Genomic DNA, 16,260 nt, shown 5'->3' with positions numbered 1-16,260 from the left:
AAGGCCATGAAATCCCCTACCCGACGGGTTCTTGATATGGTAAGGACAAAAAAATTAACGCTTGTTGCGACGTTTGGCGATCTGCTTTTGCGCTACTGGAAACAAAAAAATAGTGGACAGAATGATGGTAGCTCCAGCCCAAAAACCGGGCGTCATTTTCTTCATATCACCAAAAAAAAGTGCCGCCATTATAATGCCGTAGACCGGCTCAAGGTTGGTGATCAGGGCGACCTTGAATGCCGAAAGCTCACGCATAACTGATACCCCGGCAACGTAAGCAAGCGATGTGCACACCGTGCCCAGGAGTAAAAGATACCCGGCATCCGGGGCGTTTAACGCCATGTATTTGTTAAAGCCGCCGGTAAAAAACAGATACAAGCTGATCCACAAAACAGCGCCTCCCAGCTCATAAAAAGCGATAACCGGAGCGTTTAATTTCTGTGCTTGTTTGGAATTTATAATGGAAAAAAGGCTCGCAAGCAGCGCGCTCAACAGCGCGGTTACGATACCCTTAGTGTAATTAAACTCAAATTTAAAAATTAATATTATGCCGGTAATTATCAATAGTCCGGCCAGTATTTCGAGTTTAGAGATGGCCTTTTTACTCATCAAAGGTTCTATAACCGCGGTGAATAAAGTGATGGATGATAGGCATACCAGCGTTACCGAAACAGTAGATAATTTGATGGCGGCGAAGAATAAAATCCAATGCCCGCCAACCAATGCGCCGGTGAATAGGAGTGTCAAAAATGAGCGTTTGCTCACTTTGAAATCGGTACGGCTAAACTTAAAATAAAGGAATAAAGATACCACCGCTATCACTACCCTGTACCACACCAATTGTATTGCCGGCACCGAAATCAGCGCGCCTAAAATGCCCGTAAATCCCCATATGAAAACCGTGAAATGCAGTATTAAAAGGTTGCGGTTTAACGCGGTTTTTACGGTCGTTTCCGGAGCGTTTTTGGTCATGATTATTTAGGCGCTTTCAGCAGTAAATAGTAGCCTAAAACGCCAAACAAAGCGTTAGGTATAAACACCGAAATTAGTGGTGGCACGCCGCCCTGGATGGCAAAAACAGTGGCGAATTTATCAACCACGATGTAGGCAAAACAGAGGAAAATACCTATCCCCAAAGGTAGGCCGATACCCCCGCGCACCTTACGTGAAGATAGCGATACACCCATTAAAGTGAGCACGTAGGTAGATAGCGGATATACAAAACGCCGGTACTTTTCGTAGTAAATTGCAGGCAAAAATTCAGGCCGGCGCAGCTTCTCTTTTTCAATAGTAGCGTTAAGTTCGGCCATGGGCATGGCGGTATATTCGTTATCTATTTTAATAAAATCAGATGGGTGCATTTCCAGTATGGTATCCTTCTGCGGCGCATTCCTGATGCGGCTTTCCTTAAGTCCGTTTACGTACCTTATATCCGGGTTCATGATGCTCCAGCGGCGTTTTAAAGAGTCGTAAGTAATACGGTCCGACGTTAATTTTTCGCGCAGTTTATCGCCGTCATACTTCTCCATTATAAAGGTATAGCCGGTGTTGATGGTCTTGTCGAAGTTCTGCAGATACACGTAGGTATTCTTGTCTATCTGCATGTGTACATCGCTGCGGGTAGGGTCGCCGCTGCCGTTAAAGCCGTTCTCGTTCTCAAAGGTGATTTTGAGCTTATTGGTATAAGGGATGAGGTAAACGTTAGCGTAAAAGGATATAATAAACACAACGGTGGCCGATATAAAATAAGGCCTTAAAAAGCGGTTAAAGCTGGCCCGGCTGCTCAGTATCGGTACAATTTCGGTCTGATTGGCCATTTTGGCGGTAAAGAAAATTACCGCCAAAAAGTTGATCAGCGGCGACAGCATATTCATGTAAAACGGTATAAAGCCGCCGTAGTAGTCGGTCGCTATCTCGTAAACAGAACTGCCCGATTGCAAGAAATTATCAATGTGTTCAGATATATCAAACACCACCGTAATAACCACAAAAATCATCAGCGTAAAGGCAAAAGTGCCCAGGTATTTGCCGATGATATACCGGTCAATTACCGGTAAATATTTCCTGATGATTTTCTTCACAGTTTATAAACGTTGCCCCAGGGTTTTAACCATTTTATTCTTCCAGTCGTAAAAATCGCCGGCAATAATGCGTTCACGGGCCTGGCCAACCAGCCATAAATAAAAGTGAAGGTTATGCAGGGATGCTATCTGCGCGCCCAGCATTTCGCCCGAGTGGATAAGGTGCCTTAAATAAGCCTTGCTGTAAGCCGTGTCGGCAAACAGGTCGCTATCCGCCTCAATAGGCGAAAAGTCGTTCTTCCACTTCTCGTTCTTTATATTTATGATGCCGTTTTTAGTGAAAAGCATGCCATTGCGGGCATTGCGCGTAGGCATTACACAATCAAACATATCTACGCCCAAGGCAATGTTTTCGAGTATGTTAACCGGTGTACCTACGCCCATTAAATAACGTGGTTTTTGCTGCGGTAATATATCGCATACAATTTCTGTCATGGCATACATTTCTTCGGCCGGTTCACCTACCGAAAGGCCGCCTATTGCGTTGCCTTCCCGCTCAAAAGAGGCTATAACTTCGGCCGAACGCACACGCAAATCCTTATATACAGACCCCTGCACTATCGGGAACAGTGTTTGGCTGTAACCATACTTAGGTTCGGTACTGTCAAAACGGTCGCAGCAACGTTTAAGCCAGCGGTGCGTCATCTCTATAGAGTTTTTGGCATAGCGGTAATCGCACGGGTAGGGGGTACACTCATCAAAAGCCATAATAATATCGGCCCCAATCACACGCTGAATATCCATCACATTCTCAGGTGTAAACAGGTGTTTAGAGCCATCAACATGCGAACGAAAAGTTACGCCTTCCTCTTTTATTTTACGTACATCTGTAAGTGAATACACCTGGTACCCGCCGCTGTCGGTTAATATAGGTTTGTCCCAGCCGTTGAATTTATGTAATCCGCCGGCCTGTTCAATAGTATTAAGGCCTGGCCGCAGGTATAAATGGTAAGTGTTACCTAATATAATCTGTGCTTTGATATCATCAGCCAGTTCGCGCTGATGTACGGCTTTTACAGTACCCGCAGTGCCCACAGGCATAAAAATAGGGGTTTGTATGGTGCCGTGATCGGTAGTTATCTCGCCCGCCCGGGCTTTAGAAAACTTATCTTGTGCTGCTAAAGTGAATTTCATTATGAGAATGCAAAATTAACAAATAACTGTATACTAAATATTTGTTTATTTTTAGCTTGATATAGGCCTTATTTCGCTTGATTTTAACAACTTTGCAGCTATAAATTTTTCTGTTGGAAACGTATTTACTCGACGCGCTGCTGTTATTTTTTCAGGTCTGCTTCATTAGTCAGCTTTTTTATTTGATAAGCTATCACAGCAAGCTTGCGGCCTATAAACCGCTGGAACAATTGCAGCCCGCGAATATCCCGGTTTCTGTAATCATCAGCGCCCGTAACGAGTACGATAATCTTAAATACAACCTGCCGCTGATATTGGAGCAAAACTATGCTGATTTTGAAGTAGTAGTGGTAAATGACTGCTCGGTTGATGAGTCGGATTTGCTGTTGCTTGAGCTGCAAAACAAGTATAAACACCTCAAGGTGGTTACCATAACCGAGCATGTGCGGTTTAAAACCGGTAAAAAATTCGCGCTGACATTAGGCATAAAGGCGGCTAAAAACGAACATTTGCTTTTTACTGATGCAGATTGCACGCCCGCGTCTGACGATTGGGTTGCCCGCATGTCGCTTAATTTTACAACCGGCGCGCAAATAGTTTTAGGCTATTCGCCTTATAATAAGACAGGGGGCATCATCAACACCTTTACTCGTTTTGAAACGGTAAAGACAGCTATAAGCTACCTTTCATCCGCCCTGCGCGGCGATGCTTACATGGGCATAGGCCGCAACCTGGCTTATACAAAAACATTGTTTTTCAGTAATAAAGGCTTTGCCGCGCATATGCATGTATTGCCCGGTGATGATGATTTATTCGTAAATCAGAATGCCACGAGCGACAATACCATCATTGAAATTCATCCGGATGCGTTTATGTATACGCAATCAAAAACCACGTTTAGCGGCTGGTACCGGCAAAAAAAACGGCATATGGGTGTTGGCAAGCTTTATAAAAATAAACATCGCCGAATGTTGAGCTGGGATGCCATGAGCGGCTTTTTATTTTATATATTACTGGTGGTTTTGCTGATTTTAAAAGTAGAGCCGTTGCTTGTAGCAGGATTGTATTTTATACACTTTATAGCGAAAATTTTAATTTATAATAAAATTTTAAAAACTTTAAAAGCAAAAGACTTGTTGATTTATTTACCAATCCTTGACATATTTTACTACGTATATTTAAACGTGTTTGGATTGATTGGGACATTCATTAAAACTACCCAATGGAAATAAATACCAATTTTACCGAGAATGCCAAAAACGATTTTCATTTGGTTATGAAGGCTCGACAGGGCGATCAAAAGGCGTATGCCGACCTGATGGTTCGTTATAAGGATTCCATTTACTTCATGATTTTGAAGATGGTAAACAATAAGGAAGACGCCATGGACCTTATGGTGGAAACCTTTGCCAAAGCCTTTGAAAAGCTGGATAAATACCAGCCTGACTACGCGTTCAGCACCTGGTTATTCAGGGTGGCCACCAATAATTGTATTGATTTTATTAGGAAAAAGAAGTTGAACACCATGTCAATCCACGGCATGCTGGACGAAGAAGGCGAGGAAAAACCGTTACAAATAAAGGCCGATACACTGAATCCGGAAGAAACATCTATAAAAAAACAGCAAACCAAGGAGCTGAAACAACTGATTGAAGGCTTACCTTTGCGTTATAGAAACCTCATTACCCTGCGATATTTTGATGAATTATCGTACGAAGAAATAGCTCAGCAGCTTGACCTGCCCCTGGGTACCGTTAAGGCACAATTATTCAGGGCGCGCTATTTGCTGGGTAATATTATTAACCGTTACAACCGGGATGACATCTGAAATTCTACTGAAATATTTTCCTGAAATTACTGCGGAGCAGTTAAAGCAATTTGAACAACTGCCCGAACTTTATACTCACTGGAATAACCAGATCAACGTAATATCACGTAAGGATATCGATCAATTGTATGAGCGCCACGTGCTGCACTCCTTAGGCATAGCCAAGGTTATGGCCTTTAAACCCGGCGAAAAGGTGCTCGACGTGGGCACCGGCGGCGGTTTTCCGGGAGTGCCCTTAGCTATTATGTTTCCGCAAACGCAGTTTCATCTGGTCGACTCCATTGGTAAAAAAATAAAGGTGGTAACTGAGGTAGCTAAGGCGTTAGGTTTGCAAAATTTAAAAGCTACCCATGCCCGTGCCGAGCAGATTGACGGTAAATTTGATTTTGTGGTATCGCGCGCGGTAACGCGTTTAAAGGAGTTTTACCCCTGGGTAAAGGGCAAATTCAACAAGCAATCAGGCAATGTTTTGCCTAACGGAATACTCTATTTAAAGGGCGGCGACCTAAACGAAGAAATTGCCGAGTCGGGCTTAGCCGTTCAGCAATTCTATCTCAAAAACTACTTTGATGAGGAGTTTTTTGAGACTAAGCAGGTGATATATGTTAAGGTTTAATTTTTAGAATAATATCCTGTAATAACTACTTCGCTTAAGGAATAGTTGGTTCTATCTGATTTCTCAATTATATATAAAGATTCCTTTTTATCAGCATTTGATGCATCCTTCGGGCCGCTCGGCTCAAAAAATATTTTATCATCCGGCATCATGATCTGGTACGATACCGGTATGGTATAGTCGGCATTAGGTTTCGCTGGTAAAGGATCTTTGTAAGTCAAAATAGCCCGTGCAATCTCTTTTGAAAGCGCTTCGTTTGGCGAACGCAATACAATCACATCTTTTATCGTGTTATCAGCATTCAATACTAATTTAAAGAGGGTACGGCCGGTAACTTTGTTTTCTAATTCTACTCTCGGATAACGAGAATGCTTGGCAATGTAAGCGTAAAAAGCAGAAAAGTCATCTTGCTGCTTTACAGCTTGAGCGGCTTTGGGCTGTTCAATTTTAGGCGGAGTACCAGGTTTTGTTTGTATGTTTAATTCTTTAGCCTGCTTATTGGTTAAACCGGTTATGGTAACGGTGCATACGTAATTCGCATTTTTAGTTATGGATGGTTTCGGAAAATGTACATAGTTTTTTGCGAGGGTAACAAAATTTACACCTATTATATAGGTACCGGGTTCAACCTTCAATTTACCCGAAAATTTATGAAAAGCGCTTACTGTGGCATTGCCAAACACATTTTTTGCCGGCGCTAATAATCTTATATCGCCAACCTCACCGCTTTTATCTACATCAAAACTTACACTCAGGCCAGCAAATTTCGTTTTATTGATTTCTGACGCGGGAAATGTTATGTGCTTGCCAAGGTAAGTGGTCAAGGCCGTGAAGTCGTTTTTAACAACAGTCGGCGCGGGTATCCTCAAACCGGTGTCAGCCTGATGTGGCTCGGTGGTTAGAAGGTTAATTTCTGCCTTTGTTGCGTCACCTCCGCTATACAGATCAAACGTTGGATAATCTTTACTAAAGCTAAGTGTGGACAGGCATAAGATGCCCGCGGTAACGGGAATGGCCATCAGGTATTTCAGCCTTGCTGCATTGCCTGAACGTGGTTTGTTTAACATAACTATACGGTTTTTTAAAAGATTAGTATTGAAAAACGAGTTGGTTGCCGCCGGGCCCTGCAATCCATAGGCGCTGTTAAGCAGGAAAGAAGAGTAGGTGAGGTTATCGGTTTCGGTAGCGGCGGTATATTCGTCGGCAATATATTCGTGTAAGGTTTTCAGGCTGTTTTGCAGCATATATATCAGCGGATTAAACCAGCTGATGATTTTGATCAGCTCTGTAAAAACAATATCAGCCGAGTGTTTTTGCTTGATATGCACCATTTCGTGCGCGATAATGGTATTTCTGTTGTATAGGTTTTTGCCGATGAACAGGTAATTAAAGAAAGAAAAGCCGGTGTTTTCTTCATCAAGCTCAATCACATCGCAAGGTTTTGAGTTGATTTTTTTGCTCTTGCTGATGATTTGGTAAAGCCTCAAAAGCTTGATAACAAACAAGCCCAATGTAACAGCAACACCCAGTAGGTATATCGCTAACAGCACGGTAGCGGCGCTGATTTCTGCCGATCCGGTTGAAGCCGTAGCCAGTTGAACTTTGTTTACTGTGTTGGCCGCTTGGCTGGTTGCAATGGTGATAACCTGGGTAACCGGCTCCAAAGGTTTTAGCCAGCCGATTTGCATAAGCGGCACCAAAAATGCAGCTGCACAGGTGCTGATGAGGTACCACCGGTTTGCTGTATAAAAGGTTTCGTTACGGAGCAAAAGCAGGTAAATCCCGTAAAATATGGTGAGGTACAGGTTAGCTTCGAGCAGGTAATATAGCCAGTTCATTACTTTTGTTTTTTAAGTTTTTCAATCAGTTCGGCAAGTTCATCCAGCTCTTTTACGCCGAGTTTTTTTTCATCAGCAATAAAGGATACCAGGCTTTTATAGGAGTTATCAAAATAATTATTCACTATCTTATTAAGGCTGAACTTTTTATAATCGTCTTCGCTTATCAACGGGAAGTATACGTGCGAGTTTCCATATGCCTTATGGTCAACAAATCCTTTGCCCTCTAATACGCGTACCACGGTTGATACGGTGTTGTAAGCTGGTTTTGGCTCAGGTATTCGCTCGATGATGTCCTTTACGATGCCTTCCTTTAACTGCCAGAGTATTTGCATCACTTGTTCTTCCGCCTTAGTCAATTCCTTGGTCATGTATATCTAAACTATTTTTATAGTTACAAATGTATAACTATATATGTAGTTTGCAAACTATTTTTATAGTTTATTTTAAATGCTAAAAAAATTAGGACGATTAAGCGGTATTTTTTTATTTTCGGACGATATAAAACCATGTCGCTACTCCATCAAATTGCCCTCACTAACCTAAAAAATATAGGTGCCACGCTTTCAAAAACCATAGTTGCTTACTTTGGCGACGCCGAAAAGGTATTTTCCGGTAACGAGAAACGATTAATGAAGGTGCCGGGCATCGGTGAGAAAACGGTTGCCGGCTTAAATTTTGCCGAAGCCCTGCGCAAGGCTGAAGCGGAAGTGAAGTTTGTGGAGAAGCATAATGTTGACGTGCTTTTATATACCGATCCGCGCTATCCTAAGCGGTTAAAAAACTGTCCGGATGCACCGTTGCTGCTTTATAGCAGGGGTAAGGCAAACCTGAACATGCAACACATAATCAGCATAGTAGGTACGCGCAACGCCACCGATTACGGTAAATTGCTTTGCAAGCAACTAATAGAAGAGCTACAGCAATACAATGTGCTGATAGTAAGCGGACTTGCCCTGGGTATTGACGTTGCGGCGCATAAAGAGTGCCTGCGTTTGAATATGCCAACCATTGGGGTTTTAGGCCATGGGCACGATAGATTATATCCCAGTCAAAACAAGCAGGTGGCCGAAAAGATGCTGGAACAGGGCGGCATTTTAACCGAATACCCTTCAGGCACCCGTCCCGACAGGGAGAAATTTCCGGCGCGTAACCGTATTGTGGCGGGTATGGCTGATGCTACTATTGTGGTTGAGGCCAGTATAAAAGGCGGTGCGCTGATCACTGCCGAGATCGCCAACTCCTATAACCGCGATGTGTATGCATTTCCGGGCAGGTTGGGCGATGAGTTTTCGGAAGGGTGTAACTTTCTGATACGTAACAACAAAGCCGGGTTGATTACCTGTATGGCTGATGTAGCTTACAGCCTGGGTTGGGAAAAGAGTGACAGCGTTAAACCAAAGGAGCAGCTGGCTTTGCCGATTGATTTGCCCGATGATGAGCGTTTGATTCTGAGCATACTACGGGAACATAAAACGCTCGCCATTGATGAATTAACCATAAATACTGGGATGCCTATGAGCCAGTTGGCAATGGCCCTGCTGAATATGGAGATGCAGGGCTTTATAACGTCGTTGCCCGGCAAAGTTTACCGTGTAGGTTAGTCAGGGCGCATCGTAAAACAGGAGCTTGCCCGCATCTTCAGTAATTTCGGCCCAGCTTTCAATATCCAGTTCAATTAACGCAATGCCTGATGTATCCATTTGTTGCGGTGAGCCGGTTAGGTAATACAGTATTTCACTGATACCTGGGTTATGCCCAATCAAAGCAATAAAATCCGCGCCATCGGTAAACCTGCTAATTACTTCGAGCAGCGTTTTTGGGCTGGCATCGTAAATATCCTTATCAGTAAGCGGCTGATGAATAGATAAATGTTCCGTAAAAATATCGGCTGTCCCCATAGTCCGCAAAGCAGTGCTGGATACTAATAACTGTGGCGTTATACCTTTTGCCTTTACCCGTTGCGCCATTGCAGTAGCTTCCCTGATACCTTTGGGGGTTAACGGACGTTCAAAATCAATAAATCCGCCCTCGTGGGTGGCTTGCGCATGGCGAATAAGCAGCAGTTTTTTCATCGTTTAATTCAAGGTGGTTACATTTCAACTGCCAACGCGAAATTTTGTTTTTTGAAAATTGGGCAGAATAGTCGCTTAATAGTTAATAAAATCAACAATCGGCGTTTCGGGCATATCATTCATACACTTAAAATGGCCAAGCGGGCATTTTGGTAAACCAAATTTTGAGCAGGGGCGGCAGGGCAGTTCAATACCGGCCATCAGCGCTTCATCAACCTGGTAGGGTTGTACACCCAATAATTCCGGTACGGTACCGCCCCAAACAGATGCTATAGGTTTGTTAAAAGCTTCGGCAATGTGCGTTAACCCGGTATCAAAACCAATAATACTTTTAGCCTGCGATACCAGAAAAACCGATTCATCCAACGTAGTTTTACCACACAGATTGATGGCTTTACTTGCGGTGGCAGCGCTTATTTCGTCGCCGTTATCGGCAACATCTTTACCGCCTAATAGTATAATTGGCAGGTTAATCTGGTTACAAATGCTGATGATCTTATAGTTGGGCATCCGTTTGGTAAAATGCGTAGCGCCAATTATAAAAGCTATAAAACCATTTTGGTGCGATGCAGGCAGCAGATCAGTTAAATTGTATTGCCCGTTTATGTAGTAATTAATAGGCTGGCCATCATTCACCACACCTAAAAACTTAACCGTTTCCAGGTAGCGGTCAACCAAATGCGTATGTGGTACCAGGTCTAACTTTAACTTAAGGCTCAGCCATTTGCGTAAACGCTGCTTTTTGTATGTTGACGCCGGTATACCGGTGCGCAACTTAATAATGGAGGTACGTAAGTTGTTGTGCAGATCAATAATATGATCATACTTTTCCGCTTTTATCTCACGGATGGTTTCGCTCAGGGTATCCTTTAGCAACAACAATTTATCCAGGTAAGGGTTGTTATTATAGATGTATTGGAAAGCCGGCTTGGTTAAAAAATGGATCTCGGCACCGGGTAATTGCTTTTTGAGGCAGCGTACAACAGGCGTGGTATAAATAATATCGCCCATTGAGCTAAAGCGGATTACCAGTATCTTCATACTTAACCGGCCTTGTTTTGATCCTTTATCCTGTTGATGATAGAGGTTGACGAGTAGCCTTCAACAAAAGTAATGGTTTTTACTTCGCCGCCATTGGCTATCACTTCCTTAGCGCCAACGATGTTTTCAACCGAATAATCCGCGCCTTTTATTAATATATCCGGCAATAAGGTGCTGATCAGGTCAAGCGGGGTATCCTCCCCGAAAATAATAATAGCATCTATAAAAAACATGGCGGCCAACAAAGCCGCGCGGCTGTTTTGATCGTTAATAGGGCGGCTTTCACCTTTTATGCGCTTTACTGAGCTGTCGCTATTCAGGCCTAAAATCAGTTTATCGCCTGCCTCTGCGGCTTTGGCCAGGTAGGTGATATGGCCAATATGCAGCAGATCAAAGACGCCATTGGTAAAAACTACTTTTTTACCTTCTGCCTGCCAGCTTGAAACAAGGTTTCTAGCGGCCTCAATGTCGCTGCAAATTTTGTTTACCAGTGTCTTTTCCAGATCAATGCGCATAAATGAATATGGTTAAAAAGCGTTATCAATGGCCTTGCAAATAATGTGGCCTATCAGTATATGCATTTCCTGAATCCGCGCAGTTACGTCCGAAGGCACGATGATATTCAAATCGCAAGCACCGTTCATTTTACCGCCATCCCTTCCGGAAAGCCCTAACGTTTTCAAGCCTTTTTGCTTGGCAATAGCAAAGGCCTGCAAAATGCTTTCGCTGTTACCGCTGGTTGATATACCAATAAAAATATCTCCGGGCTGACCGAGCCCTTCCAACTGGCGGGCAAAAACGCGGTCGTACCCGTAATCATTACCTATAGCCGTAAGTGCTGATGTATCAACAGTTAACGCAATACCCGGTAAAGATATACGCTCCTTAACATAACGGCCGGTTAATTCGGCTGCTATGTGCTGTGCATCCCCTGCGCTGCCACCGTTACCGGCGAGTATTACTTTTTTGCCATCCTTTAAAACAGAAAGCACTGTTTTGCAGGCGGCGTTAATATCATTTTGCAGCGTATCAATAACCTTTTGCAAGGTTTGCTGATGTTCTAATAGTTCTTCAATCACCATAGTTATTGGCGTGTAGCAATATGTTCTTTAATCTGTTCAACCGTGGTGGTTGCACTTCCAATTTCTTTTATAACGATGGCCGCGGCATGATTGCCCAGTTCGCAGGCGTCGTCAATCTCAAACCCTGATGCCATAAAATAAGCGATAGTAGCCAATACGGTATCGCCTGCCCCGGTTACATCAAACACCGCGGTAGCTTTTACCGGGAGCAATTTATGTGTTAATTCGCTCAATATCACCATCCCTTCTTCGGAAAGGGTGACAACGAGGTATTCGGCTTCGGTTTGCGCAAATATGGTTTTGGCAGCCAGCTTAACTTCATCAAGCGTATTTACATGAGTGGCACGTGCGGCTTCGCCAAGTTCCTTTCGGTTGGGTTTTATCATGTAAGCGCCGCGGTATTTGGTGTAATCCAGTCCTTTCGGATCTATAATTACCTTTTTACCCGCCGCGTTTGCCAGGGCTATTATACGTTGTGTTAATTCCGGCGAAAATAAACCTTTGCTATAATCGCTCAGTATCACAATGTCAGCTTCGGCAATGAGTGGCTCAAGTTTGGTGGTAACTTCATTTTCCAATTCAGCGCTAAGGTGATTGGTAACCTCGCGATCAATACGCAGTAACTGGTGGCTCCCGGCCAAAACACGAGTTTTAACCGTAGTAGTGCGCTCCGCGTCAGTCACCAAAGCATCGGTTTTTACACCGTCAGCCCGGAGTATTTGGGTAAGCTGGTCACCATAAACATCATTGCCTATGATGCCGCAAACCATAACACCCGCGCCCAGCGAGATGAGGTTTTGTACTACGTTACCAGCGCCGCCAAGGGTGGTGCTTTCGTTTTTTAGATTAACGATAGGCACGGGTGCCTCCGGCGAGAGGCGGGTAGCGCCGCCGGTTATATAATGGTCAACCATCAAGTCGCCAACTACCAGTATATTGGGTTTACTGCCGGTTTGCTGCAGTTGTGTTATTTTGTCGATCAGCATTTGTGTTTCTTAAATAGCATCAGGCCCGTTTTTGTTTAAAAAACTCCTGTATTTGCTGCAATGATAAGGCATTTAAACATCTTTCCTTATATAAACCGCCTTTGCGTGCGGCATACACGCCGAACTGCATATCGTTATGGCCTTCCTTACGGTGGGCATCCGGATTTATGGATAGCCAAACGCCTTTATCCAGCGCATACTGCTGCCAGCGCCAGTCGAGGTCGAGCCGTAAGGGGTTAGCATTGATCTCGATCACTACCTTATTGGCCGCGCAGGCATCAATTACTTTTTTATGGTCTATCTGGTAACCGTTACGGCTAAGCAGCAACCTACCCGTTGGGTGCCCAAGTATGGTAGTATAAGGGTTTTCAATGGCTTTTATCAGTCGGGTTGTGGCTTTATCGATATCCATTTTCAGGTTGGCGTGTATGGAAGTCACTATAAAATCAAACTTTTGCAGTATCTCTTCCGGATAGTCCAGTGATCCATCGCTCAATATATCCGACTCGATACCTTTAAATACATGAAAGCCATTTAGCTTTTTGTTAAGATGATCAATTTCCTCATGCTGCTGCAATACCCTTTCAATGCTCAAACCCTTGGCGTACACCGCTGTCCGGCTATGATCGCACATGCCCAGGTATTCCAGTTTCATCTCATCACGGCAGTATAAAGCCATCTCCTCAACGGTATGTACACCATCGCTCCACACGCTGTGATTATGCAACGAGCCGTTCAGGTCAGCAAAGGTGATCAGCTTGGGCAGGTTGTCTTGCGCGGCTTTTTCAATGTAAGCATCACTTTCGCGCAGTTCAGGCTGAATCCATTGCAGCCCCGCTTTTTTATAGATCATTTCCTCGCTTACAGGTTGCAGCAAAGGCTCGGGCAAACGGCGGAGTACGGCATCGACATGTTCGTCACTCCCTGTATTTAAAAACAGCGTTTTATAATACTCGTCTTTATTAATGCATACAATATCAACCATTAAGCCGTTTTCCAGCTCGCCGGTTACATGGTTGTCAATTACTTTTATTGAATTTAACAGGTTTGATTGCTCCAGCGTGGCCAAGGCTACATGCGCATCATTGGTGCCGATAACGATATTCAGTTCCGTAATGATCTCGCTGTACCGCCTGAATTCGCCGGCTATATGTTTAAGCGCTTCCGGGAAGATAGATTTTATCTGATCAAAAAATTCCAAGGCTTCCTGCTCCACCTGCGCGTACAAAAATTTGCCGTTGCTCGCCATGCGGAACTCAATAGCCTTAATAATTTCGGCCTGTGTTTTGGCGCCAAAGCCCTTCAGTTCAATCAGTCGGTTCTCGTTGCAGGCATACAGCAGTTCACCGGTATTTTCAATGCCCATTTCGCGCCAGATGATGCCCACTTTTTTAGGGCCGATACCCTTGATGCCCATCATCTCCATCACACCTTCGGGCGTTTTTTCGATGAGTGCCTGCAACTCTTTCATGGTGCCCGTTTGCAGCAGCTCCGTTATTTTACCTGCCATGCTTTTGCCTATGCCCTCAACAGCCTCCAGTTCGGCGGGTGTTTTGTCAGCAACTTTAAATGGCAGCTTATCTACCTTAAAGGATGCGTTGGCTACAGAGCGTATCTTGAAACTGTTTTCTTCGTGCAGCTCCATCAGTTGCGATAGCAGGCGCAGGGTACGGGCAATAGGTTTGTTTTCCATGCAAAAGTTACGGGCTGTAAAAATACAAAAGCCGCCTTGTTACAAGGCGGCTTCTTATAAAATTGTTTGCTATTTATTTTATAACCACGTTAAACGGTAGGCGGGCCTGCGGAACGCGCATAATACCTTTTACCTGTTTTATTTGTTCGTAATAGCGGTAATCCTCTCCAAGTTCTGACATGAGCAACTTGGTTTTTACTTGCGCGCTGAAAGTAGCGCCCAGGCTCTTGAAAGGACTGTCCTGCTCCGGATATTCAACTACTTTGTAGTTTTTAACTTCGGCTTTTTTAGCTGCGGCTTTAACGGCGTCGTCAATATTGCCCAAGCGGTCAACCAAACCAATTTTCAAGGCTTGCTTGCCTGTCCACACCCGGCCTTGGCCAATGCTGTCAATATAACGCTGCGATTTTTTACGGCCTTTTGCTACCACACCGGTAAACACATCATAACCGTGGTTAACCTGGTTTTGCAGGATTGCCCGTTCGGCTGGGGTAAGCGGGCGTGATATATCACCCAGATCAGCGTACTTGCTGGTTTTTACATTATCAAAGGTAACGCCTAATTTATCGTTAAAGAATTTTTGCATGTTGGGCAGTACCGCAAATATGCCAATGGAACCGGTAATGGTATTTGGCTCTGCGAAAATAGAATCGGCCGCGCATGAGATATAATAACCACCCGAAGCAGCCACATCGCCCATTGACACCATGATAGGTTTTACCTTTTTGGTTAACGCCACCTCACGCCAGATAACATCTGATGCTAAAGAACTGCCGCCTGGCGAATTCACGCGCAAAACAACTGCTTTTACCTTGTCATCCTCACGTGCTTCGCGTAATGCTTTTGATAATCGGTCAGACCCGATGGTGTTATCGTCACCGTCGCCGCCGGTTATCTCGCCCGAGGCGTAGATCATCGCGATACGGTTACGTGATGAGCCTGAGTTTTCTTCTTCTTTATCAGCTCCGCCATTGGTAGGGGCACTGTCATACTCGGTAATGTTTACCGCGTTCAAATCATCTTTCAGATCGGTTTTAGTGCGTTTTTTTAGTTCAGCCAAAACTTCATCCTTGTATTTCAGGCCGTCAACCAGTTTAAGGCGTAAAGCATCTTCAGGGTAACGTACTGTCATGTTATCTGCGTAGCTAAAGAGCGAGTCGCGGTTGATTTTTCTGCTCTTGCTGATGCCATCCAGAAAATGCCCGAACATGGAGTTAAGGTATGATGTTACCTGCAAGCGATTGGCGTCGCTCATTTTAGTGAGCACAAACGGCTCAACAGCGCTTTTATAAGTGCCAACTTTAATCACCTGTGCTTCTATACCCAGTTTATCAAGCGCTCCTTTTAAAAAGGTAACCTCCGAATTGAAGCCACTTAACTCGAAAAAGCCCTGCGGATTAAGGTAAACCTTGTCGGCAATGGATGCCAGATAGTAAAATGATTGCGTGTAAACCTCACCGTAGGCGATGATGAACTTGCCGGATTTCTTAAAGTCGATCAGCGCGTTGCGGATCTCCTCGGTAGTTGCCTGGCCCGATGCAAGATAGCTTTCGTTCAGGTATATGCCTTTTATGTTTTCGTCTGTCTTGGCCTTTTTAATGTTGGCCAGTATATCGTTAAGGCCAAGGTTTTTCTCTTCAAAACCTAAAAACTGCAGCTCAGCCAGTGGGTTATTGGGCGTGCGTTCGTTTATTGGCTTCCTGAATTCAAGCGTCAGCACGGAATTAGCTTCAACCGGGGTTGATTTTTCGGATGCTGATGACAGTATGCCGGCAAATATAAATACCGATAGCACACCTAATATAATAGTAGCTGCAAAGATACCAACCACTGTAGCGAGTACAAATTTGAAGAATTGTTTCATTAAATACGCTTAATCTTTTATC

The 16,260-nt window shown here is 44.2% G+C and carries 16 protein-coding genes; 4 read left to right on the top strand and 12 right to left on the bottom strand.

The annotated features are described in order from the left end of the window. Positions 1-54: 54 nt before the first annotated feature. From LT679_RS06300 to tgt, 3 genes are read right to left on the bottom strand one after another with little or no spacing between them, the layout of a single operon-like run. Complete coding sequence (locus LT679_RS06300) at positions 55-972, bottom strand: DMT family transporter (protein ID WP_232176608.1); 918 nt, start codon at positions 970-972, stop codon at positions 55-57. Positions 973-974: 2 nt separating this feature from the next. Further along, the gene (locus LT679_RS06295; RefSeq protein WP_317206532.1) at positions 975-2,081 is read right to left on the bottom strand and encodes an LptF/LptG family permease; all 1,107 of its coding nucleotides are present in this window, start codon (positions 2,079-2,081) and stop codon (positions 975-977) included. A 3-nt stretch (positions 2,082-2,084) separates the two neighbouring features. Then, a complete protein-coding gene (tgt, locus tag LT679_RS06290; protein ID WP_232176607.1) occupies positions 2,085-3,215 on the bottom strand; it encodes a tRNA guanosine(34) transglycosylase Tgt in 1,131 nt (376 codons plus the stop codon). 113 nt (positions 3,216-3,328) lie between these two features. Between tgt and LT679_RS06285 the strand changes: the two genes are divergently transcribed. The 3 genes from LT679_RS06285 to rsmG are packed head-to-tail and all read left to right on the top strand — an operon-like array spanning position 3,329 to position 5,659. After that, complete coding sequence (locus LT679_RS06285) at positions 3,329-4,447, top strand: glycosyltransferase (protein WP_232176606.1); 1,119 nt, start codon at positions 3,329-3,331, stop codon at positions 4,445-4,447. Then, positions 4,438-5,043: an RNA polymerase sigma factor gene (locus tag LT679_RS06280; protein WP_232176605.1), complete on the top strand. Its 606-nt coding sequence runs from the start codon at positions 4,438-4,440 to the stop codon at positions 5,041-5,043. Before LT679_RS06285 ends, LT679_RS06280 begins: the two co-directional genes overlap by 10 nt. Continuing rightward, entirely contained in the window at positions 5,033-5,659 is a 627-nt protein-coding gene (gene rsmG / locus LT679_RS06275; RefSeq protein WP_232176604.1) for a 16S rRNA (guanine(527)-N(7))-methyltransferase RsmG, read from the top strand. The genes LT679_RS06280 and rsmG overlap by 11 nt, the downstream gene beginning before the upstream one ends. Here rsmG and LT679_RS06270 read toward each other — a convergent pair. Together LT679_RS06270 and LT679_RS06265 are read right to left on the bottom strand one after the other, a co-directional pair. Continuing rightward, on the bottom strand, positions 5,656-7,497 hold the full coding sequence (locus tag LT679_RS06270; RefSeq protein ID WP_232176603.1) for a M56 family metallopeptidase: 1,842 nt from the start codon (positions 7,495-7,497) through the stop codon (positions 5,656-5,658). The two genes, rsmG and LT679_RS06270, sit on opposite strands and share 4 nt — an antisense overlap. Continuing rightward, the gene (locus LT679_RS06265; protein ID WP_232176602.1) at positions 7,497-7,868 is read right to left on the bottom strand and encodes a BlaI/MecI/CopY family transcriptional regulator; all 372 of its coding nucleotides are present in this window, start codon (positions 7,866-7,868) and stop codon (positions 7,497-7,499) included. The genes LT679_RS06270 and LT679_RS06265 overlap by 1 nt, the downstream gene beginning before the upstream one ends. A 138-nt stretch (positions 7,869-8,006) precedes the next feature. On the opposite strand from LT679_RS06265, the gene dprA reads away from it, so the two are divergent. After that, a complete protein-coding gene (gene dprA, locus LT679_RS06260) occupies positions 8,007-9,101 on the top strand; it encodes a DNA-processing protein DprA (RefSeq protein WP_232176601.1) in 1,095 nt (364 codons plus the stop codon). Here the strand turns inward: dprA and LT679_RS06255 are convergent, their stop codons facing one another. From LT679_RS06255 to sppA, 7 genes are all read right to left on the bottom strand, one after another. After that, complete coding sequence (locus LT679_RS06255; RefSeq protein ID WP_232176600.1) at positions 9,102-9,572, bottom strand: SixA phosphatase family protein; 471 nt, start codon at positions 9,570-9,572, stop codon at positions 9,102-9,104. It lies immediately after the preceding gene. A 75-nt stretch (positions 9,573-9,647) separates the two neighbouring features. Further along, the gene (locus LT679_RS06250) at positions 9,648-10,613 is read right to left on the bottom strand and encodes a glycosyltransferase family 9 protein (protein WP_232176599.1); all 966 of its coding nucleotides are present in this window, start codon (positions 10,611-10,613) and stop codon (positions 9,648-9,650) included. Positions 10,614-10,615: 2 nt separating this feature from the next. Further along, on the bottom strand, positions 10,616-11,128 hold the full coding sequence (rfaE2, locus tag LT679_RS06245) for a D-glycero-beta-D-manno-heptose 1-phosphate adenylyltransferase (RefSeq protein WP_232176598.1): 513 nt from the start codon (positions 11,126-11,128) through the stop codon (positions 10,616-10,618). A 12-nt stretch (positions 11,129-11,140) separates the two neighbouring features. Beyond that, positions 11,141-11,695, bottom strand: coding sequence for a D-sedoheptulose 7-phosphate isomerase (locus LT679_RS06240; RefSeq protein ID WP_262909256.1), 555 nt, complete (start codon positions 11,693-11,695; stop codon positions 11,141-11,143). A gap of 2 nt (positions 11,696-11,697) precedes the next feature. Further along, the gene (gene rfaE1, locus LT679_RS06235; protein ID WP_232176597.1) at positions 11,698-12,681 is read right to left on the bottom strand and encodes a D-glycero-beta-D-manno-heptose-7-phosphate kinase; all 984 of its coding nucleotides are present in this window, start codon (positions 12,679-12,681) and stop codon (positions 11,698-11,700) included. A 19-nt stretch (positions 12,682-12,700) separates the two neighbouring features. Beyond that, entirely contained in the window at positions 12,701-14,374 is a 1,674-nt protein-coding gene (locus LT679_RS06230) for a helix-hairpin-helix domain-containing protein (RefSeq protein WP_232176596.1), read from the bottom strand. Between the two features lie 73 nt (positions 14,375-14,447). Then, complete coding sequence (sppA, locus tag LT679_RS06225; protein WP_232176595.1) at positions 14,448-16,238, bottom strand: signal peptide peptidase SppA; 1,791 nt, start codon at positions 16,236-16,238, stop codon at positions 14,448-14,450. Between the last annotated feature and the right edge of the window lie 22 nt (positions 16,239-16,260).

Source organism: Mucilaginibacter roseus (assembly GCF_021215455.1).
Lineage (GTDB): Bacteria > Bacteroidota > Bacteroidia > Sphingobacteriales > Sphingobacteriaceae > Mucilaginibacter > Mucilaginibacter roseus.
Note: the sequence above shows the minus strand (reverse complement) of the source record. Positions and strands in the feature narration are given on the sequence as shown.